Source organism: Natrialbaceae archaeon AArc-T1-2, assembly GCF_030273315.1.
GTDB lineage: Archaea > Halobacteriota > Halobacteria > Halobacteriales > Natrialbaceae > Tc-Br11-E2g1.
Map to the genome: position 1 here is coordinate 552,638 of NZ_CP127174.1, position 20,033 is coordinate 572,670.

13 protein-coding genes and 1 tRNA gene are annotated in these 20,033 nt (G+C 66.3%); 8 read left to right on the forward strand and 6 right to left on the reverse strand.

Annotated elements, in window-relative coordinates:
• Positions 1–23: 23 nt before the first annotated feature.
• The gene (gene ilvD / locus QQ977_RS02750; RefSeq protein ID WP_285927394.1) at positions 24–1,745 is read right to left on the reverse strand and encodes a dihydroxy-acid dehydratase; all 1,722 of its coding nucleotides are present in this window, start codon (positions 1,743–1,745) and stop codon (positions 24–26) included.
• 130 nt (positions 1,746–1,875) lie between these two features.
• Here ilvD and QQ977_RS02755 point away from each other — a divergent pair, with 130 nt between their 5' ends.
• Positions 1,876–2,838 (forward strand): beta-ribofuranosylaminobenzene 5'-phosphate synthase family protein, encoded by a 963-nt coding sequence (locus QQ977_RS02755; protein ID WP_285927395.1) that lies wholly within the window; start codon positions 1,876–1,878, stop codon positions 2,836–2,838.
• A gap of 161 nt (positions 2,839–2,999) precedes the next feature.
• Positions 3,000–3,329, forward strand: a complete 330-nt coding sequence (locus QQ977_RS02760; RefSeq protein WP_285927396.1) for an RPA12/RPB9/RPC11 RNA polymerase family protein — start codon at positions 3,000–3,002, stop codon at positions 3,327–3,329.
• A 23-nt stretch (positions 3,330–3,352) separates the two neighbouring features.
• On the opposite strand, the gene QQ977_RS02765 is transcribed toward QQ977_RS02760, so the two are convergent.
• Entirely contained in the window at positions 3,353–5,302 is a 1,950-nt protein-coding gene (locus tag QQ977_RS02765; protein WP_285927397.1) for a serine hydrolase domain-containing protein, read from the reverse strand.
• Positions 5,303–5,540: 238 nt separating this feature from the next.
• Between QQ977_RS02765 and ppc the strand changes: the two genes are divergently transcribed.
• The 4 genes from ppc (at position 5,541) to nucS (ending at position 10,694) form a co-directional block, all read left to right on the forward strand.
• Positions 5,541–8,231, forward strand: coding sequence for a phosphoenolpyruvate carboxylase (ppc, locus tag QQ977_RS02770; RefSeq protein ID WP_285927398.1), 2,691 nt, complete (start codon positions 5,541–5,543; stop codon positions 8,229–8,231).
• A 108-nt stretch (positions 8,232–8,339) separates the two neighbouring features.
• A tRNA-Ser gene (locus QQ977_RS02775) sits at positions 8,340–8,424 on the forward strand.
• 394 nt (positions 8,425–8,818) lie between these two features.
• Positions 8,819–9,733, forward strand: a complete 915-nt coding sequence (locus QQ977_RS02780; protein ID WP_285927399.1) for a DUF4399 domain-containing protein — start codon at positions 8,819–8,821, stop codon at positions 9,731–9,733.
• A gap of 217 nt (positions 9,734–9,950) precedes the next feature.
• Positions 9,951–10,694 (forward strand): endonuclease NucS, encoded by a 744-nt coding sequence (nucS, locus tag QQ977_RS02785; protein WP_285927400.1) that lies wholly within the window; start codon positions 9,951–9,953, stop codon positions 10,692–10,694.
• Here nucS and QQ977_RS02790 read toward each other — a convergent pair.
• Both QQ977_RS02790 and QQ977_RS02795 read right to left on the reverse strand, forming a co-directional pair.
• Entirely contained in the window at positions 10,691–13,174 is a 2,484-nt protein-coding gene (locus QQ977_RS02790) for a heavy metal translocating P-type ATPase (RefSeq protein ID WP_285927401.1), read from the reverse strand. The two genes, nucS and QQ977_RS02790, sit on opposite strands and share 4 nt — an antisense overlap.
• Before the next feature lie 262 nt (positions 13,175–13,436).
• A complete protein-coding gene (locus QQ977_RS02795; protein WP_285927402.1) occupies positions 13,437–13,898 on the reverse strand; it encodes an Hsp20/alpha crystallin family protein in 462 nt (153 codons plus the stop codon).
• A gap of 133 nt (positions 13,899–14,031) precedes the next feature.
• On the opposite strand from QQ977_RS02795, the gene QQ977_RS02800 reads away from it, so the two are divergent.
• Positions 14,032–14,712 (forward strand): type 1 glutamine amidotransferase domain-containing protein, encoded by a 681-nt coding sequence (locus QQ977_RS02800; protein WP_285927403.1) that lies wholly within the window; start codon positions 14,032–14,034, stop codon positions 14,710–14,712.
• 45 nt (positions 14,713–14,757) lie between these two features.
• On the opposite strand, the gene QQ977_RS02805 is transcribed toward QQ977_RS02800, so the two are convergent.
• A complete protein-coding gene (locus tag QQ977_RS02805; RefSeq protein WP_285927404.1) occupies positions 14,758–14,901 on the reverse strand; it encodes a DUF7557 family protein in 144 nt (47 codons plus the stop codon).
• Positions 14,902–15,015: 114 nt separating this feature from the next.
• Here QQ977_RS02805 and QQ977_RS02810 point away from each other — a divergent pair, with 114 nt between their 5' ends.
• Positions 15,016–15,315: a DUF7545 family protein gene (locus QQ977_RS02810; protein ID WP_285927406.1), complete on the forward strand. Its 300-nt coding sequence runs from the start codon at positions 15,016–15,018 to the stop codon at positions 15,313–15,315.
• A gap of 250 nt (positions 15,316–15,565) precedes the next feature.
• Here QQ977_RS02810 and QQ977_RS02815 read toward each other — a convergent pair whose 3' ends face one another.
• On the reverse strand, positions 15,566–19,891 hold the full coding sequence (locus QQ977_RS02815) for a DUF7282 domain-containing protein (protein ID WP_285927407.1): 4,326 nt from the start codon (positions 19,889–19,891) through the stop codon (positions 15,566–15,568).
• Between the last annotated feature and the right edge of the window lie 142 nt (positions 19,892–20,033).

Consider the following 20,033-nt stretch of genomic DNA (forward strand, 5'->3'; position numbering starts at 1 on the left):
CCGGCTTTAGCCGTGAGAATATGTCAGTCCCGTTTCACGGCGGGGTTCGTCACCGCCCCGTTGGCCGCGGAGTCGAACGCTCGACCGTACTTCGCCAGCACGCCGCTCTCGTAGGCGGGTTCGGGATCGTAGCCCTCGAGTCGGTCCTCGATCTCCTCGTCGGTGAGATCGACCGACAGCTCGAGGTCGTCGATGTCGATCGTGATCGTATCGCCGTCCTCTAAGGCGGCGATGGGACCGCCGACGTAGGCCTCGGGGGCGACGTGGCCGATGGAGAAGCCACGGGTCGCGCCGGAGAAGCGCCCGTCGGTAAAGAGCGCGACGTCCTCGGCGTGGCCCTGGCCGGCGACGGCGCTCGTGACCCCGAGCATCTCGCGCATGCCGGGACCGCCCTGGGGCCCCTCGTTGCGGATACAGAGGACGTCGCCTTCCTCGACGTGTCCTTCCTGGACGTAGCGCATCGCCTCCGATTCCTCCTCGAAGACCCGGACCGGGCCCTCGTGGTGGAGGTGGTCCTCGCCGGTGATCTTGATGACCGCGCCGCCGGGGGCGAGGTTGCCCGTCAGGATGCGGATGGCACCGCGCTCGTGGATCGGGTCGTCCACGGTGTGGAGGAAGTCGGCGTCGAGTTCCTCGATCCGAACCGGGTCGACGCGCTCGAGTGCCTCGGCCATCGTCTCGCCGGTCACCGTGAGCGCGTCGCCGTAGAGCAGGTCGGCCTCGAGCAGTTCCCGGAGGACGACGGGGACGCCGCCGGCCTCGTGGAGGTCGTTCATCACCCGCTCGCCGCCGGGCTGGAGGTCGGCGATCTTCGGCGTCCGGCGGCTGATCTCGTTGAAGTCCTCGACGTCGAGGTCGATACCGGCCTCGGCGGCCATCGCCAGCAGGTGGAGGACGGCGTTGGTCGAGCCGCCGACGGCGACCTGCAGGGCGATGGCGTTCTCGAAGGACTCGCGAGTGAGGAAATCGGAGGGACGACGCCCGTCCCTGACGGCCTCGACGGCGAGTTCGCCGGTCTCGTAGGCGACGTCGTAGCGGCTCTCGTCCTCGGCAGGTGGGGAGGCAGAGCCAAGCGGCGCGAAGCCGAGTGCCTCGGAGATCGAGGACATGGTGTTCGCGGTGAACATGCCACCACAGGAGCCTGCACCGGGGCAGGCGTGGCGTTCCATCTCGTCGAGTTCCTCGGGAGCCATCTCGCCGTCGGCGACGGCTCCGACGCCCTCGAAGACGTTCTGGATCGTCACTTCGCGACCCTCGTGCTCGCCGGGCATGATCGAGCCGCCGTAGAGGAACACCGAGGGCAGGTCGGTCCGGATCGCGGCCATCATCATCCCGGGCATGTTCTTGTCACAGCCGCCGATGGTGACGAGCCCGTCCATGCGCTCGCCGAAGGCGACGAGTTCGACGGAGTCGGTGATCACCTCGCGGGAGATCAGCGACGCCTTCATCCCCTCGGTGCCCATCGAGATCGCGTCGGAGATGGTGATCGTCCCGAACTCGATCGGCATCCCGCCGGCCTCGTCGACGCCCTCGATCGCCGACGCCGCCACGTCGTCTAAGTGGACGTTACACGGTGTGATGTCCGCGGCCGGGTTCGCCACGCCGATCATCGGCGAGGAGAGATCGTCGTCGTCGAAGCCCATCGCCCGAAACATCGCCCGGTGAGGTGCCCGTTCTGCCCCCTGGGTCACCTCGCGGCTCGGCAAGTCGTCTTTCTCGTAGTCGAAGTGCTCGTCGTCGCTCATTCGATCGGTCACTCGAGTCGAACAACTCACCCGACGGGTTCAAGCGTTGCGGTCGACGGCTGAACGCGTCCGACCAGAAGTCGGCTGTCGGAGTCGAAATCCCCTTTTCCGTCCCGTTCCCATACCGAGTATGGTCACCGTCAGCGCGAGCGCACGACTTCACTTCGGCTTCCAGAACCTCTCGCTGGCCCGCGAGCGACTGTACGGCGGCATCGGCGTCGCCCTCGAGGAGCCGCGGGTGACGGTCGCGGCCGACCCTGCCGAGGACGTCGTCGCCAACGATCCGCTGCTTACCGAGTACGCCGAGCGGGCGGTCGACCTGCTCGAGGTGCCGGGCGTCGAACTTGCTCTCGAGCAGGCGCTCCCGCGTCACGTCGGCCTCGGCAGCGGCACCCAGCTCGCGCTGACGGCGCTTGCGGCGACGGCGCGTACGTACGATCTCGATGCGCGCGTACGAGACCGTGCGCCAGCGCTCGGCCGTGGGGGACGAAGCGGCGTCGGCGTCGCGACCTTCGAGGCGGGCGGGTTCGTCGTCGACGCCGGCCACCCGACGGGACGGTTCACGACCGACCGTCCTGCAGACGGCGACTGGACGGTGCCGCCGGTCGTCGCCCGCCACGCGCTGCCGACGGAGTGGCGCTTTCTCGTCGTCGTGCCGGCGGCCGAGCCGGGACGCAACGGCGACGACGAGGACGCGAGCATCCGGACGGTGATCGAACGCGCCGACCCCGCCGTCGCCGACGAGATCGCGGGCGTGCTCACCCGAAAGCTGTTGCCCGCCGCCGCCGAGGGACGACTCGAGGCTTTCGGCGACGCCGTCGGGGAGGTTGGCCGGAAAAACGGCGTCTGGTACGCCGACACCCAGGGCGGGGTGTTCCGCCCGCCGGCGGGCGATCTCGTCGCGAAGCTCGAGGAACGTCCCGTCCTCTCGGGCGTCGGCCAGTCCTCGTGGGGGCCGACGGTCTACGCCGTCACCGACCGGGCTCACGCCGATGAGGCCCGGACAGCCGCTCTGGACGCGCTCGCGGCGTGTGACCTCGAGGGCGACGTCGTTCTCGCACGGCCGGCAAACGACGGCGCACAGGTGTGGTGATACTGTCGGTCATACCGACGTGAACACGGCTGGTGACAGCACGGCCAGACACACGTTCAACGGCCGGATCACCCGGACACCAGTTCACAGGTCCATGACCGACAGTATGACGACCGCAATCGAGCCGGACGTTTTTGGGGACCGACCACTTACGGGCGGGCATGCAGTTCTGTGACGACTGTGGCTCGATGATGAAAGCCCAGGGCGACTGCATGGTCTGTACGAACGAAGACTGTGCCGCCTCGAGCGAGCGCGACCCCGACGCGGAAGCCGCGTTCGTCACCACCGAATCCCAGACGGACGACGACGTGATCGAATCCGACGAGAACGCCAACTTCGAGGGCAAACCGAAGGCGACGGACGTCCGCTGTGAGGCGTGTGGCAACGAGGAAGCGTGGTACACGCTCAAGCAGACGGCCTCGGCCGACGAGCCGCCGACGCGGTTTTTCAAGTGCACCGAGTGTGGAAAGCGCTGGCGCGGATACAACTGAGTTCTTCGAACTGGCTGCTCCCGTCAGAACGCCGCCGTCACCAGGTTCCAGTACTGTAGCTGCCACACCAGCGCGAGGAGTGCGAACGCGAGGACCGTCAGGTATGCTAGCCCGTATCTGTTCGTCGAGGCCCCATCGAGGTCCCGGGTCTCGAGGACGCGTTTCCACTCGAGGGCGACCGCGGCGACGGCGACGGCCGCCGCCACCGCGAACACGGGGAGCACGGCGAGCGTGAGCCACAGCCACGGCGAGTAGCCGTACGCGAACTGGAGCGGATCGGCTGTCGCGTTGGCGAGCAGGCCGACGAGAAACGCGACGAGAAGCGCCACACAGCCGAGCACCGCGGTCCGAGGCCGGGTGAGATGCTCGCGCATCCGCCCCCAGCCGCGGCGGCGGTAGGCAGTCGCCGGCCAGACGACCACCGTCGACAGCAACGCTGCGAGGGCGACCGCGGCGACCGCGGCCTGGACAGTGGCCGTCTCGTACCACGAGAGCCGCTCGTAGGGTGCGCCGGGCGCGTTGGTGTAGAGGCGATCGTCCTCGATGGCCATGCTCGTCCCGGCGAACGCTGCATCGTCGTCCGACTTCGGTTCGAAGACGCCCGGTTCGACCTCGACCCAGCGGTCCGTCTGCCCGGTTAGATCGGTCACCTCGAGCACGCCGTCGTCGGTCACCGAGACGGTCACGGTACTCCCGAGCGTGACGAGTTTCTCGTGGCTCGTCCGGACGTTCGTCAGCCGGTACTCGCCTTCGTACTCGCCCGCCCGCTCTGTGGTCGCCGGATCCGCCTCGCGGTCGGGTTCGGCGTCGACGCCCAGCCCGTCCGTCATGAAGCCGTCGACGACGTCGCCGAGCCCGGGTGCCGGCGTGTTGAAGCTCACGAAGAGGGCGGCGTCGTGGTCGGGAAACAGGACGAAGGCCGTGTTGAAGTACTCGGTGCCGCCGGTGTGCCAGACGAGTCGCTCGCCGCGGTACTCAGAGAGCATGTAGCCGTAGCCGACGCCGTCGACCCCGGGGTGGTTCGTCGCGCGCTGTTCGAACATCGCCTCGACCGACGCCGCCTCGAGCATCTGTGTCTCCTCGCCGGCATCCTCGAACGTCCCGTCCTGGAGCTTCGCGATCGCGACGTTGCCCATGTCGGTCGCGCTCGCGGTCATCGACCCTGCCGGTGGAACGCCGACGATCGCCGGGTCGTCCGTCTCGAAGCCGTCGTCGGTCGGCACGTGACCCTTCGAGAGCGTCCGATCGTCGGGGACGGGCTGTTCGAACGTCGCCTGTTCCATCGCGAGCGGCTCGAAGATTTCGTCCTCGACGTAGGTCTCGAACGGCTCGTCGAGGGCCTCCTGGACGACCAGGCCGGCGAGTCCGGTGCCGTGGTTCGAGTAGACGATCGTCTCGCCCGGTTCGTCGATCCGGGCCGGCATCTCGGCCTCGAGGGTGTCCTCCCAGTCGTCGATCGCCTCGTGCTCGTCGACGAACAGCCCCTCGAGACGCTCCTCGTAGCCCGCCGTGTGAGTGCCGAGATGCTCGAGGGTCACCTCCTCGTCGCCCTCGAACTCGTGGTCCTCGAGGTAGGTGCCGACGGGCTCGTCGAGCTCGAGCGTCCCGTCCTCGACGCCCTGCATCACCGCCGTCCAGACCATCAGCTTCGCGACCGAGCCGACCGCGAAGGCGGTCTCGTTCGGGTCGACGGGCTCGCCTCCCTCGTAGTCGGCGTAGCCGTAGCCCTCGGCGTGGACGATCTCGTCGTCCGCTACCACCGCGACGCTCGCGCCAGCGACGTCGTGGTCGTCCATGGTCTCCGCGAGCAACGCGTCCATCCCCTCCTCGAGGTCGTCGTTGGTCTCCCACCCGCCGTCGGGTTCGTCGGCCGCGACTGATGTCGTCCCGAACGGAGCGACCATCCCGAAGACGACCAGTACGCACACCGTAAGCGCTAGCACAGTCTCGAACTGCCGGCTGCGTTCGATCATCCCCTCTCTCTAACGGAACGGCCGACGATAGCTTTCCGAGCACGACTTCGCGAACTGAAGCCGTGAGTACGTATTATATACCGGTTCGATCTTCGTGTTATACTATCGGACGTAACTGTGTGACGGTTCTCGCCACCCCGGGCGGCGAGAATCGTTCACGACGTACGTCCGGCAGTATTACCCCCACTGGATTCCCCTACCGCAGGTGTTTTTGGGGTTACACACGTACGGCCGTGCCATGACACTCCACAACAGAGACGTCAGACAGGACGTCCGCGAGCTCGGTGCGTTACTCGGCGAGATTCTCGAGGCGCAGACCTCGAGACGGGCGTTCGAGACGGTCGAATCCTGCCGGACGACCGCCATCGACTACCGGTCGGGTGAGATCGACTCCCGCGAGCCACTCGTCGCCGAACTCGAAGGGCTGTCGCCGAGTCGACAGCGCATCGTCGCGCGGGCGTTTACGACGTACTTCGAGCTGATTAACCTCGCCGAAGAGCGCGAACGGGTCCGATCGATCAGGGAAGACTCACAGGCAGACGAACTCGAGGATAGCCTCGAAGCGGCAGCTGTGGAACTGGCCGATGCTGATCCGGAGACTGTACGGGAGGTCCTCGATGACGTCCTGATCGAGCCGACGTTTACGGCCCACCCGACGGAGGCCAGACGCAAGACGGTCAAAGCGAAACTCTGGGAGATCGCGACCCACCTCGAGACGCTCGACGAGCGGCTGTTGACAGAGAAGGAGTCCGGGCAGGTCTGGCGCGACGTCGATGCCGAGGTGACGAGTCTCTGGCAGACTCCACAGGTCCGCAAGCGCCAGCCAGAACCCGAAGACGAGGCCCGTAACGTCCAGTGGTACCTAGAGAACACGCTGTTCGACGTCGTCGGCGAAGTGTACGACGAACTGGCAGACGCGTTGGACGACGAGATAACCACTCCCCCCGCGATCCCGAAGCTGTTCGAGTTTCGCTCGTGGGCCGGCAGCGACCGCGACGGCAACCCCTACGTCACGCCCGACGTGACTGCGAACACTCTCGAGCGACAACGCGGCGTCGTCCTCGAGCGCTACCGCGAGGAACTCAAACGACTCTCGGGAGTGTTGAGCCAGGACGGAGACCGAATCGACGTCGGCCCCCAGTTCAAAGCCTCCCTCGAGAACGACTGCGAGGACTTACCCGGTAGCGCCCGAACTGCGAGCGAGCGCTACCCCGGAGAGCCCTACCGTCAGAAACTCAAACTCATGCGTTCTCGACTCGAACGCGTCGGCGACGTCAGACCCGGCGGCTACGACGATGCCGAAGCGTTGCTCGCGGATCTCGAGATCATCGCCGACAGCCTGCGGGACAACGGCGCAGAGACGGTCGCCGAGGCCCACGTCGATCCGCTTCGGCGACAGGTCGAGACGTTCGGCTTCTCGCTTGCGAGTCTCGACCTGCGCGATCACCAGCAGAAACACACCACCGCCATCGCGGAGGCGCTCGAGCGCGAGGGTATCGAGTACCGCTCACTCGGCGAGGACGAGCGCGTCGACCTCCTGACCGATGCGATCTTGCAAGACGAGCGGGTGATCGACCTCGAAGACACCGACGACCTCTCGGAGGAGACCGCACGCGTCCTCGAACTGTTCTCCAGACTCGCCGACTGGCAAGCCGAGTACGGCGTCGACGCCATCGACACCTACTGTATCTCGATGACCGAAGAGCCGAGTCACGTCCTCGAAGCGCTCTTTCTCGCCGACCAGGCCGACGTCGTCTCCCTACCCGAACACAGCGGACTCGACATCGTCCCCCTGCTCGAGACCGAGTACGCTCTCTCCGGCGCCCGCCGGATCATGGGCACGCTGTTCGAGAACGAGGCCTACGAGCAGGCTCTGGAGGCGCGCGGACGCACCCAGGAGATCATGCTCGGCTACTCCGACTCGAACAAGGAGAACGGCTTCCTGGCGGCGAACTGGTCGCTGTACAAAAACCAGCGCCGGCTCGCGGCGATCTGTGACGACCACGACGTGACCGTCCGGCTGTTTCACGGCCGCGGTGGCTCGATCTCTCGAGGTGGCGGGCCGATGAACGAGGCGATGCTCGCCCTGCCAAACAGCACGGTGACGGGACAGATCAAGTTCACCGAACAGGGCGAGGCCATCGCCGAGAAGTACGGCAACCTCCGCATCGCCGAGCGCAACATCGAACAGATGCTCAACGCCCAGCTGCGTGCCCGCATGCAGGCACTTTCCCAGCCCCACGAAGACGTCCCCGAGGCGTGGCTCGAGGCCATGGAACTGATGGCCGACGCCGCTCGTACCGAGTATCGGGATCTACTCGAGAGCGATGGATTCGTCCGATACTTCGAAGAGGCGACCCCGATCAGGGTCATCGAAGATCTCGATCTCGGCTCTCGGCCCGCCTCGCGGACGGGCGAGCGAACCGTCGAGGACCTACGGGCGATCCCGTGGGTGTTCTCCTGGACCCAGTCTCGGTGTATCCTGCCGGGCTGGTACGCGCTCGCGACGGGACTCGACGCCTTCCTTGCGGATGGTGGATCGATGGAGACCTTACAGGAGATGTACGACGAGTGGCCGTTCTTCCGGACCACGCTGGACAACGCCGCGCTCTCGCTTGCCCGTACCGAACTCGAGATCGCCGCCGAGTACGCCGCCCTCGCCGACGACGACCTCCGCGAGCGGTTCTTCCCCCGGCTGTCGACGGAGTACGAGCGTGGGGTCGAGCTGGTGACGACGATCAGCCAGCGGGACAGCCTCCACACCCGCGACTGGTTCGCCGAACACCTCGAGCGACGCAACCCGTACGTCGACCCGCTGAATCTGCTGCAGGTGTACCTGCTCGGACGGACCCACCGGACCGACGTCGAGGAGCGGACGCTCCGACTGACCGTCAAGGGGATCGCGGCCGGGATGAAAAACACCGGGTGACCGACTCGAGAGGCCGACGTGGTCGTCCCCCGTCCCGGACGGTGATCGTTCTCACACGGGGCGACGAACCGAAACGGATAAAATCGTTACCCGGGTAGTAGTCGATGAGCCGAGATAGCCTAGCCCGGCCAAGGCGGCAGATTCGAAATCTGCTGTCCTCACGGACACGGGAGTTCAAATCTCCCTCTCGGCGTTTTTACAGCGACAACGACTGTGAGCGGTGCGTGGCGCTACGTGCCACGGAAGTGCGAACGGCGAAGCCGTGAGCAACGCGAGCAGTCCAGTCGCTGTAAAACCCGGAGAGATTTGAAGTAGACGAGACGCGCGCAACGAAGTGAGGACGTCTCGACGTGGTTCAAATCTCTCTCTCGGCGTTTTTCCGCGACTAATACGGCGAGACCGTTTCGCGTGTGCTCGTCAGCCTGTGTCGTGACAGCGGCCACACGCGAGCCACGAGAAGTGGTCAGTGTTGCGTATCCTGTCAGCAGTACCGACCGAGAAAACCACTCGCCACCTGTCGGAAACCAATGGCAATATCGTAAAGCTAATTAGGTCTACGTTATATATATGTCACGGAGTCTGTGAACATGGAGCATACACGAAGGAAGTTCGGGGCTTTCGTCGCCCTCGGTGCCGCAGGGGTAAGCGGTTGTCTCGGCGGCGGTGACGATCCAGCGACAGACGACGAATCGGAGGAAGACGACAGTGACGATACGGCGGCCGACGACACCAGCGAAAACGCAGAAGACGACGATGGAGTCGGCGTCGAAGATCAGCCCGACGACGCAGCCATCGCATTCGACACGCCCGCAGACGGCGCTACCGTCACGTCGCCAGTCGAGGTAAAAGCCGACGTCGAAGCTGTCGATATCGTCCCGCCCGACGATCCAGTCCCGGGTGAAGGTCACGTGCACGTACTCGTCGACAACGACTGCTTCGAAGACGGTGAGAGCATCCCCGGTCCGAGCGAGGAGGCCGAGGAAGAGGGCATCTATCACTGGCCCGAGACCGAAGGCGAGATCGAACTCGAGCCCGGCGAGTACGATCTGTGTCTGCAACTCGGCGACGGCGATCACAACGCGTTCGGCGAGACCGACGAAATTACCATTACGGTCGAAGAGGACGACGATGACGTCGGCGTCGAAGACCAGCCCGACGACGCAGCTATCTCGTTCGTGACACCTAAAGACGGCGCCACCGTCACGTCCCCCGTCGAGATCAAAGCCGACGTCGAAGCCGTCGACATCGTCCCGCCCGACGATCCCGCCCCGGGTGAAGCTCACGTACACGTGCTCGTCGACAACGACTGCTTCGAAGACGGCGAGACCATCCCCGGCCCGAGCGAGGAGGCCGAGGAAGAGGGCATCTTCCACTGGCCCGAGACCGAAGGCGAGATCGAACTCGAGCCCGGCGAGTACGATCTGTGTCTGCAACTCGGCGACGGCGATCACAACGCGTTCGGCGAGACCGACGAGATTACCGTTACGGTCGAAAAAGGGTAGCGAGTATACTGCTGGAGAACAGTTAGCGAACACCCGATCGCGCCGCGACGTCTGTCGCTGCTGGCGACAGCGTCTCGATTGCGATCGGCATGTGAACCGTTTTCTCCGGCGGCGTATTCGAACGAAACCCGGACGGACACCGGAGCCACACCCCTCTCCCTGCTGGATCGTACTACTGTCGGGCCGTTTTTACCCGTCGGGACGCTATCCCGGTGCAGTGACCGCGAGCGAACAGGACCGTCCCGGCGTGACCCGCGAGTCGCCCACGCTCGAGACGGCCCGAGACGCGATCGCCGAGGGAATCGCTCGAGGAACGCTCGTCACCGTCGTCGGCCGCTGTACCGTCGAGTACGACGGCCGAGCGGCGAGTACGCTCGAGGCCGGCGACCGCCACGTGATGTGCAAACCCGACGGAACGGTGCTCGTTCACACCGACGAGGGCCAACAGCCGATCAACTGGCAGCCACCCGGCTGCGACCAGGAGACGTTTCTCGAGGACCGGCGACTCCACCTCGAGAGCCTGCGGTCGAGCCCGGCAGAACGACTGCTCGTGAGCTTCGATCGCGTCTATCAGGTCTCGTCGTTTCGGATGACCGACCCGGAAGAGCTCGCCGTCGTCGGCACCGAACGGGACCTCAAGGAACGGATCCTCGAGGATCCCGACCTGCTCGAGGCCGGCTTCCGACCGCTTGCCACCGAACGGGAGACGCCCGCAGGCGCGGTCGACATCTACGGCGAGGACGAGACGGGACGGACCGTCGTCGTAGAGCTCAAGCGACGGCGAGTCGGTCCCGACGCCGTGGGACAGCTCCGCCGGTACGTCGACGCCGTAGAGCGCGATCTACACACCGAGGCCGAGCTTCGCGGGATCCTCGTCGCGCCGTCGGTGACAGACCGGGCCCGGCGACTGCTCGCGGAACACGGTCTGGAGTTCGTCTCGCTCGAGCCGACGGCCGACTAGACGAGCTCGCCGGAGACGTTGATCCCGACGAGGAGGGTACTCACGACCGCCGCGGCGATGGCCCCAAGCGGCGTCAGGGCGCCAGCGACGGCGAGCGGGATGGCGATCGCGTTGAACACGAGTGCCAGTCCGACGCTTCGCTCGAGGCGTTTCCGGGCCGCCGTCGCGAGGTCGAACGCCGTCTCGACGGCCCCGAGGTCGTCTTCGACGATCGCGAGGTCGGCGGCGTCGGAGGCGAGTGCCGTGCCGCTTCCGAGCGAGATTCCGAGATCCGCCGCGGCGAGTGCCGGCGCGTCGTTGGTTCCGTCGCCGACCATCGCGACGCGTCCGTCGGTCTGGAGGCGACGAATCGCTTCGGTCTTGCCGGCGGGCGGGACGTCTGCGAACACGTGGTCGACGTCGAGATGGCGGTCGAAGAACGCGGTCGCGGCCTCGTCGTCGCCGGTGAGGACGACCGTCTCGATGTCACGCTCCGCGAGTGCGGTGACGGTCTCGTCCCAGCCGGCGCGTGGCTCGTCACCGACGACGACGATTCCCTCGGCGACTCCGTCCCGGCCGACGACGACCGGGAGCCGGCCGAACCCGCGGGCGTCCGCCGCTCGCGTCGCGAGCTCGTCGGCGAGCTCCCAGCCCCGTTCCACGAAGAGGTCTGGATGCCCGACGAGGACGTCGGTCCCGTCGACGGTGCCTTCGATGCCCGTCTCGTGGCTCCGAACGTCCGCGACCCGGTCGTCGTGTACGCCGCCGTCGGCTCGCGTCGCGTCCTCGTCGCGCGTGTCGAACGCGGCCACGATCGCGTCCGCCGCGGGGTGGGTCGCCCGTCTCTCGAGTACGGCCGCGGCCTCGAGCAGATCCGGCGGGGCGTCGGTCTCGAGGACGTCCATCTCGCCGGTCGTGAGCGTCCCCGTCTTGTCGAAGACGACGACGTCGATCCCCCGGAGTCGCTCGAAGATACTCTCGTCGAAGACGACGATCCCCCGGTCGGTCGCCTCCCGGATGCTGGTGGCGACCGAAAGTGGCGTCGCGAGTCCGAGCACCCACGGCGAGACGACCACGAGTGCGAGCAAGACGGCGAGTACCGAACCGGTCGTTCCCGTCCCGAACGCGAGCGAGCCGAAACCGACGAGGACTGCCGTCGCCGCGACGGCCGGGACGAGACGGGAGGCGAGTTCGTCGGCGCGTTGCTGGACGCCGTGGTCTGCGCTCTGGAGGTTCCAGACGACGGTCGTGAGCCGGTCGATACTGCTCTCGGCGGTCGGGCCGACGGTGACGACGGCGGCCCCGTTCGTGACGACCGATCCGCCGACGAGGTCGTCGCCGGCTTGCTTTGCGACCGGGAGGTTCTCGCCGGTTATCACCGCTTCGTCGACCGTGCACTGTCCCTCGGCCAAGACGCCGTCGACGGGGATCCGTTCGCCTTCGCGCACGAGCAGCCGGTCGCCGGGCGAGACGTCCGCGACGTCGACGTCGGTCGTCCCGTCGGCCTCGAGCAGGCGGGCCGTCCCGACCTGTGAGATCGTCAACTCGGTGAGCCGGTCCATCGCGCGTCGTTTGACCGACGCCTCGTAGTAGAGTCCCGCCATCACGACGACGACGATCGCGATCGTCAGATCGTAGTAGACGTCGACCCGTCTAAGCGCAGTCGCCGCCACGCTGTAGCCGAAGGCAGCGACCGCGGCGACGGCCACGAGTAGATCCGTGGTCGGCCGACGCAGTTTCAGGCTGACGTACGCGCCACGCAACAGGGGCATCCCCGTGACGTAGAGGACGAAGCCCGTCAGCGTAAAGAGCATGAGATAGAACATCACGCCGACCGGGCTCGCGAGGGCCCGTTCGAAAACACCGACGAGCGCCTCGTCGTAGACGTACGGAACCGACATCGGGTAGAAGATCACCAGGTACTGCAACAGCACGAACATGCCGAAGACGATGCCGGCGATGTACCGTCCCTCGAGCATGTCCCAGGTCCGTCGACTGCGAAGGCCGGTCATCTCACGGGATCGGCGGGTCGTCCCCGTCTCGTCGTCGGTCCCGGTCGCATCGTCCCGGAGATAGGCCGTGTAGCCGGTTCGACTCAACGCGTCGCGAAGCGTCGTCGCCGAGACGCGGTCGGGATCGTGATCGATTCGAATCGTCTCCGTGACGTAGCTCGCCTCGGCGTCGTAGACGCCGTCGCAGTCGATCGAGAGCGACTCGAGGTAGGTTTCGCAGGTCACCCGGTGCATCCCGTCGACGCGGAGATACGTCCGGACGTACTCCCCGTCTCCGTCCAGGCCGGCCCGATCGCTCACCGCGTTTCGATCGGGTTCGGCTTCCGTCGTCCGATCGCCGTCCCGTCGCCTCGGCTCGTCGGCGACCAGTTCCGTGTAGACAGCCCGACACCCCCCACAACAGAACTCCTCGTCGCCGCCGCCGCGTCCCTCGGATCGAGGCCTGGCACACAGCAGACAGCCCTCGCGGTCACGACGGTCGGGAGTCACGACCCGTCACACCTCGACACATGGTCGCCACTACGGGTCCGACGACCAAAAACGACCCCGTCGTCCGGCCGCGGTTGCGGATCCGCGAGAGCGTCACGCGTCTCGTTCGTCAGCCTGCTCGAGATCGGCGCCAGCCCGCTCGCGGTGGTCGACCTCGAGACGGTCGACTGTATCGTGTTCGTCGATCACCACCCGGACGACGAAGACGACGGCGGAAAACGGCTCGAGCGGAAATTTTTCGACACGCTCGAGCCGGCTCCGCTCACTCGATGTCGATCGTGTGACTGTCCGCGGTCGGATCCGCCTTCGGCAGCGTAACCGTCAGTACGCCGTTGTCGACGGTGGCGTCGACGTCGTCGACGTCGACCGGCTCGGGGATCCGAACGCGACGGTCGAACGACTGGACGTGTCGTTCGCGACGGACGTACGCTTCTTCGCGTTCGTCTCGCGTTTCTCGGTGTTCTCCGCTGACGCGGAGGGTCTCGCCGGCAAGCCGGACCTCGAGGTCGTCGGTCTCGTAGCCGGGGACGTCGATCGTCACGACGAATTCGTCGCCACGATCGAGGAGGTCCATCGCGTTCGAGCCGCCGTCACCGGTCTCCGGGCGCTCGAGACCGCCTTCTTCCTCGCGATCCCAGGAACGGGCCGCGTTCTCGAACTGTCGGCTCATCTGTTCGAACAGTTCCTCGAGTCCCTGAAACGGGTTCGGTCGTCTGTCTGTCATATGCACGTGGGTTCGACGGCAGTCGTGTTAAACCTTCGACGGGGGAGAGGGGATACGGAACCGTCGACGGCGTCGACGACAGGATACCGACGGCCACAGGCTTTACTCTCTCCGTGTGATAGGGCGTGTCACTATGACGTCCGTACTGTTCGTCGTCAGCGAGCACGGCTACTGGGGAGAGGAGTGCATCGAACCCCTCGAGACGCTCTCCGAGGCCGGCCTCGAAATAACGGTAGCGACGCCGACCGGATCGCCGCCGGCGATCGACGAGCGCTCGGTCGATCCCGAGACCGTCGGCGAGGAAACGGCAGCTCACGTCCAGGACGTACACGAGAGCGACGAACGACTGAACGATCCGATCCCAGTCGCCGAGGCGCGTGCGGACGCCTACGACGCTCTCGTGTTGCCCGGCGGTCACGGCACGGAGTGGGACGTCACCCAGGACTCACACGTTCGAACGCTCTTGCGGGAAATGGTCGAAGGCGACGACGGGACGGCGCTCGTCGTCTGTCACGCCGTCGGCGCCCTCGCGTTCACGCGTGATAGCCACGATGCCTTTCTGGTCACCGGCCGCGAGGTCACCGGCTTCCCCAACGAGTGGGAAGAAGACATCGTCGACGAGAACGATCTGCTGCCCGACGGGCGCAAGCTGCCGTACTGGGTCGAAGACGAGGTGAAAACCGCTGGCGGCGAGTGGGATGCAGCGCTCGAGTCGGACACGAGCGTCACCGTCGACGGCGACTTGATCACTGCACGCGGCCCCGGGTCCTCGCGTGTGGCTGCCGAAACGCTGCTCGAGGAACTGGATGTGTAGTCGATACCGACTCGTCGTCGAGTCGTCCGTGTCGAATGCGTCCGGTTAATCGCCCGCGTGAAAGAGCGTGTACTCACTCGCCTCGTAAATGTTGATCAGCTCGGTTATCAGCTCGTCGTAGGACTCGTCCTCGACGCGCAACGCGTCCAGTCGTTCGATCGTCTCCTCGTCGAGTTCGACGGTAGGCATAGACGAACGTTGGGTATCGAACACCATAAAAGCCGACGTGGAACCCACACCGACGGCTCGCCCGCTGGTGGACAAAGCCACACATCTTTACGTCCGCCGGGAGTCGGTGGAGGTATGACCGACAACATCGAGACGGTCACGTTCACCATTCGACCAGACGACGGCACCGACGACGACGAAGACGAGGTCACACTCCCCGTCGGGCTGCTCGATCTCGTCGCGGAAGGCGACCAGACGCCCGCCGAGACGGTCGGCGACGTCACGTTGCTTTCACTCGCCAGCCGTGCCCACCACGTCGTCCACCACGGCGATGGAGCCGACGAGGAGATGGAGGCACAGGAAGAACGCGTGATGGAACTGTTCGAGGACCGCTTCGGCGTGACGTTCGCCGAGGCGACCGGTCACCAGCACTAAGACCACGACGCCGAACGCGCTCATCCGATCGCTCGAGGCGTCCGCGAGCCTCCCAACCGACCGCTCGGTTTCGAGTGGGCTGTACCGGCAGGTTGATGCGGACGAACCAGCCGAGTAACGAGAACGTCGATCGCGCCGAATCCGTGCGACACCCCTGATACCCCCGCACCCGTCGACTCGCGGATCGTGTTCTCGTTGGCGCGTCGCTTTTACCACGTAGTAACAGCCCCGCCGTCAAACGAGGGTCGGACTACGCCGCCGAGTCGGCTTCCTCGAGTGAGTCGCCGTCAGGCCCCGGTTCGGCGGAGGGCTCATCATCGTCAGCGGAACCCGTCTCTTCGGGCGAATCGTCTTCTTCGGCCCCCTCGGGTGAGTCGTCCTGATCTGCTGTCGGCGGTTCGCCGGCTGGCCCGGGATCGTCCGGTTGCTCGCCGTCAGGTTCTCCTGGGGGTCCTGGATCGTCCGGCTCGGCTTCCTCGGGTGGTCCAGGCTCCTCTGGCGGTCCTGGGTCGTCCGGTTCAGCTTCTTCCGGCGGTTCGTCCGGCTCTGCCTCCTCGGGTGGCACTGTCACCGGCTCGACGGTGATCGTCGTCCCGTCGGCGTCGTCCTCGCTTGCCACCTCGAGGTCGTACTCGCCGGGTTCCTCGATCACGGTCGAGAGCGTCACCGCACCCGGCTCCCCGGCCGCGAGCGAGATGGCGTCCTCGTCGACGACCTCGCCGTCGACGGCCAGCGTGACGTCCTGGGTTCCCGTTTCCCCGCCGACGTTCTCGACTGCCGTCTCGACTTGAAGGGTCTGGCCGGCCTCGATCGGGGCGTTCGTCCCCGTGATCACGACGTCGAATGCGGCGGGCTCGGTCGGTGCGATATCGCCGGCGGGCGGCGTCGAGACGGTGATTGGCTCGTCGTAGCCGTGATCGGTCACGTCGAACGACCAGGTGAGCACCTCGTCGTCGGCTTCGGGCGTCCACGTGACCGTGAACGTCGTCTCGCCGGGCTCGAGATCGACTGGCGGCTCGTCGTCGGTCGTTCCCTCGACGAACTCACTGGCGGCAGTGACTCTCGCGTCGTTAGGGTTCTCGGCCGCGAAGGTGACCGCGATGCCGTCGTCGGTCGGCTCCGTCTCCGCGACGGTCAGTTCGGGCAGGTCGGGCCGGACCGCCTCGAGACAGGCGTCGCCGTCGGGGTTCGTCTGCTCGGGACCGAGTTCGCCATCCTCGGAGAGCTCGACCGATCGGAGGATCGAAGACGTACCCGCCTCGGTGCCGACGAAGACGCCGTCGTCTCCGATCTGGACGACGCGCGTGCCGTCGTCGTCGGTCCAGGCCTCGGCCTCGGGGCCGATCTGGACGATCGTCGTCTCGCCTTCCTCGGCGAGTTCGTCCCAGGGGAACTGCGGTGAGGCGATCTGATTGCCGAACCCTTCGCTCATGTAGAACTCCTGTGTGTACCGGACGGTCTCGACGGGGCCGGTGATCGCCACTGCGGTGCAGTTCAGGAACTCGACTTCGGGCTCGGGTACGGGCTCGGGCTCCTCGACGGTCACGACCGCGTCGTCGGCGACGACCACGCCGTCGTCGAGATAGGGTCCGTCGTCCTCGCCGTCTGTCTCGGCGAACGCGAACGTCTCCGTCCCATCAGTGTCCTCGTGGGCGACTGCGACCAGACTGTGCTCGCCTGCCTCGAGCGTATCCTCCTCGAACGCGAGGCCAGGGACGTCGAAGAGGTCGATCTCGACGTCCTCGTGTTCGCCCGGCTCGAGGTAGTCGGAGACGCCGACGGCGGCGTCCGGCTCGAGATCGTCGGGCTCGAGTTCGCCGGGGTCTGCCTCCTCGAGGTCGTCCGCGTCGTAGATCGCGACGAAGCCACCGCCGGGAACGTCGACGCTCTCGACGTCGACCGACGTCCCGTCGCTTTCCTGGTCTGCGAACGCAACGGTCGCGACGGGTTCCTCCTCGAGCGTGTACTCGATCGTCTCGCTCGCGAGGACCTCGTCCTCGAGGGTTCGAACCTCGACGTCGAGCGTCGCGTCGGCCTCGAGGGGTGGCTCGAGATCGATCTCGAGGTCCGAAACCGGCTCGCCAGCCTCGAAGGGATCGGTCTCGCCGATTCGGTCGTCCTCGTCGGTGGCAGTCAGGACGTACTCCTCGGGCGCGTTCGCCTCGTCGACGACGAGCGTCTCGCCGTCACCGTCCTGATCAGCGACCGACAACGTCGCCTCGGGGAGTTCCGCCTCGATCGCTTCTTCGAGGACGATCTCGCCAGCGGCGTCGCGGACGACGACGACGTCGCCGGTTTCGTTCCAGACCTGGCGATCGACGTCCCAGTAGAGCGTGTCGTCAGTGTCCTCGCCGTCTCCGGTGACCAGTGTCACATCCTCGTCGGGCTCGAGTGTGAACTCGGGGAACTCGTAGGGTGTGAGCGCGTCGGCGGCGACGAGGCCGTCGTCCTCGCGATCCTCGACGGTCCAGCCCGTCATCTCGAGGGGGACGTCCTCGACGTTGCGGAACGTGACGAACTCCTCGTCGGGATCGTCGCCGACGATCTCGTAGTCGACGACCGCGAGTGCGCCCACGGCCTCGGGGGCGGCGTCGATCACGTCGGGTTCGGGTTCAGGTTCAGGTTCAGGTTCAGGTTCGTCGACGCTCACGAGTGCCTCGTCGTAGACGGGCGCACCGTCCTGATCGACGTAGGGAACGTCCTCCTCGCCGTCGGTGTCGACGTAGTCGAACGTCTCGTCGTCGGTGGTATCGAGGTGGGGTACCGCGATCAGCGTCCGGTTCTCTTCGATCGGCTCCTCGAGGTCGATCTCGACGTCCTCGTGCTCGCCGGGTTCGAGGTACGCCGAGACACCACGGACGCTTTCGACCGGCTCGCCCTCGAGGAATGCCCCGTCGTGGATGGCGACGAAGCCACCCTCCGAGAGGTCGAGGCTGTCGACGACGACCGTCTCGCCGTCGCTCTCCTGGTCGGCAAACGAGATCGTCGCTTCGCCCTCGAGTTCGTCGATCTCGTCGACTCGCTGCTCGGCATCCTCGAGTGCGGCCGCAAGGATCTCTTCGAGGCCGTCGGTGTCGACGTCGACCGCGTAGTCGGTCGCGTCGGCGGCCGTCGACTCGACGAGAATCTGGAGCTGGGTCACGCTGACGCGCTGGTACTGGATCGCCCGGGCCGTCGATTCGCCGGCACTCCTCGCTGCAACCTGGAGCTGTTCGACCGTCGCGACCTGAGCCTGTGCGAGCGCACCCGAGGATGCGCCCTCGGCGAGCACCTGAACCTGCGTGACGTCGACGATCTGTTTCTGGATCACCGCACCCTCGCCGGCACCGAAGGCGGCCGCCTGTATCTGTTCGACCTCGACGACCTGGTGCTGGACCGCCGAGGCGACGGCTCCTTTCGCGGAGCCGAACGCGGCCGTTTGGGTCTGGGCGACGTGGACCTCCTGGTGCTGGAGCACGCCGCCGGCCGCACCCGTCGCCGCGGCCTGGATCTGTTCGACGGTGGCCTCCTGGCTCTGGTAGATCGCGCCCTTCGCGGCCCCGAAGGACGCCTCCTGGATCTGCGTGATCGTGACGCGCTGGACCTGTTCGATCCGGACGTCACCGACTCGCTCGAGTGCGCCCTTGCCGGCTCCGCGTGCGGCGACCTGGGTCTGTTCGATCGTCACCTCCTGTTTCTGGACTAACGCGCCCTTTCCTGCGCCTTTGGCTGCCTTCTGGATCTGCTTGATCGTCACCTCCTGGTATTGTTCGACGTCGATATGTACTGCGCCCTCGAGTGCGCCCGCCGACGCGCCCGCCGCCGCGTGCTGGACGTGTTCGAGAGTGACCTGCTGGCGCTGTTCGGCGGTTATCTTCTGGTACTGCGTGACGACGCCGTAGGCCGCCCCCTGGGCAGCCTCCTGGATCTTCCCAGGTGCGTCGACATCGCGTTCGCCGGCTTCGCTCGCGGCGCCCGAAGCCGCACCGTGGGTCGCCACCTGGAGCTGTTCGACGGTCACCACCTGTTTCTGGGCGATTGCACCGTGGGTCGCTCCCCACGTCGCGCTCTGTAGCTGAGTCGCGTTCGCCACCTGGTGCTGGGCGAGTGCGCCGTCGGTCGCGCCGCCGACGGCGGCCTGGACCTGTTCGACCTCGACGTCCTGATCTTGTACCAGCGTACCGTGGACGGCACCCGCCGTCGCTGCCTGGACCTGTTCGACGTCAGCCGCCTGATGCTGGGCGACAGAGGCGAGTGCGCCCTCGGTCGCCGCCGCCTGCTGTTCCTGGCTCACCTCGACGCCCTGTGACTGGGCGAGTTCGATACCGTCCTCGACGCCGGCCTCGACGGCGTCTTGCTGTTCCTGGACGAGTACATCGATCGCCGCGTCGGCCGTCGCGTCTGCGGGCGCTTCCAGTTCAATCGCAGCTCCGTCCTGGTGTGTGTTCGCTCCGGGCGATTCGTCGCCGACGTCGGCTGCACCGTCGGCTTCTGCCGTCACGGCCGCTCCGGCACCGCCGAGAACGGGGAGTGCAACGCCGCTTGTAACCATCCCTGCCGCGGCGAGGATCACCACGGCGACCTCGAGACGGCTCATGGGATCCCTCGGTTCCACCCTAAATATTGGCTATCTGATGACGCGGACTGCATAGTTCTCGGGGGCGGCGACGATTCGAGTCATAAGCCCCCCGGTCGTTTCAGTTGAGGTGTCGACACAATATCCCGTTACGCGGCGTTCC

Excerpts from the sequence above, each read along its gene's own strand:
- QQ977_RS02760 (WP_285927396.1), top strand. The coding sequence starts at position 3,000 with ATGCAGTTCTGTGACGACTGTGGCTCGATGATGAAAGCCCAGGGCGAC.
- ppc (WP_285927398.1), top strand. The coding sequence starts at position 5,541 with ATGACACTCCACAACAGAGACGTCAGACAGGACGTCCGCGAGCTCGGT.
- QQ977_RS02795 (WP_285927402.1), bottom strand. The coding sequence starts at position 13,898 with ATGACAGACAGACGACCGAACCCGTTTCAGGGACTCGAGGAACTGTTC.
- QQ977_RS02800 (WP_285927403.1), top strand. The coding sequence starts at position 14,032 with ATGACGTCCGTACTGTTCGTCGTCAGCGAGCACGGCTACTGGGGAGAG.
- QQ977_RS02755 (WP_285927395.1), top strand. The coding sequence starts at position 1,876 with ATGGTCACCGTCAGCGCGAGCGCACGACTTCACTTCGGCTTCCAGAAC.
- QQ977_RS02810 (WP_285927406.1), top strand. The coding sequence starts at position 15,016 with ATGACCGACAACATCGAGACGGTCACGTTCACCATTCGACCAGACGAC.
- QQ977_RS02815 (WP_285927407.1), bottom strand. The coding sequence starts at position 19,891 with ATGAGCCGTCTCGAGGTCGCCGTGGTGATCCTCGCCGCGGCAGGGATG.
- QQ977_RS02805 (WP_285927404.1), bottom strand. The coding sequence starts at position 14,901 with ATGCCTACCGTCGAACTCGACGAGGAGACGATCGAACGACTGGACGCG.
- QQ977_RS02765 (WP_285927397.1), bottom strand. The coding sequence starts at position 5,302 with ATGATCGAACGCAGCCGGCAGTTCGAGACTGTGCTAGCGCTTACGGTG.
- QQ977_RS02780 (WP_285927399.1), top strand. The coding sequence starts at position 8,819 with ATGGAGCATACACGAAGGAAGTTCGGGGCTTTCGTCGCCCTCGGTGCC.
- ilvD (WP_285927394.1), bottom strand. The coding sequence starts at position 1,745 with ATGAGCGACGACGAGCACTTCGACTACGAGAAAGACGACTTGCCGAGC.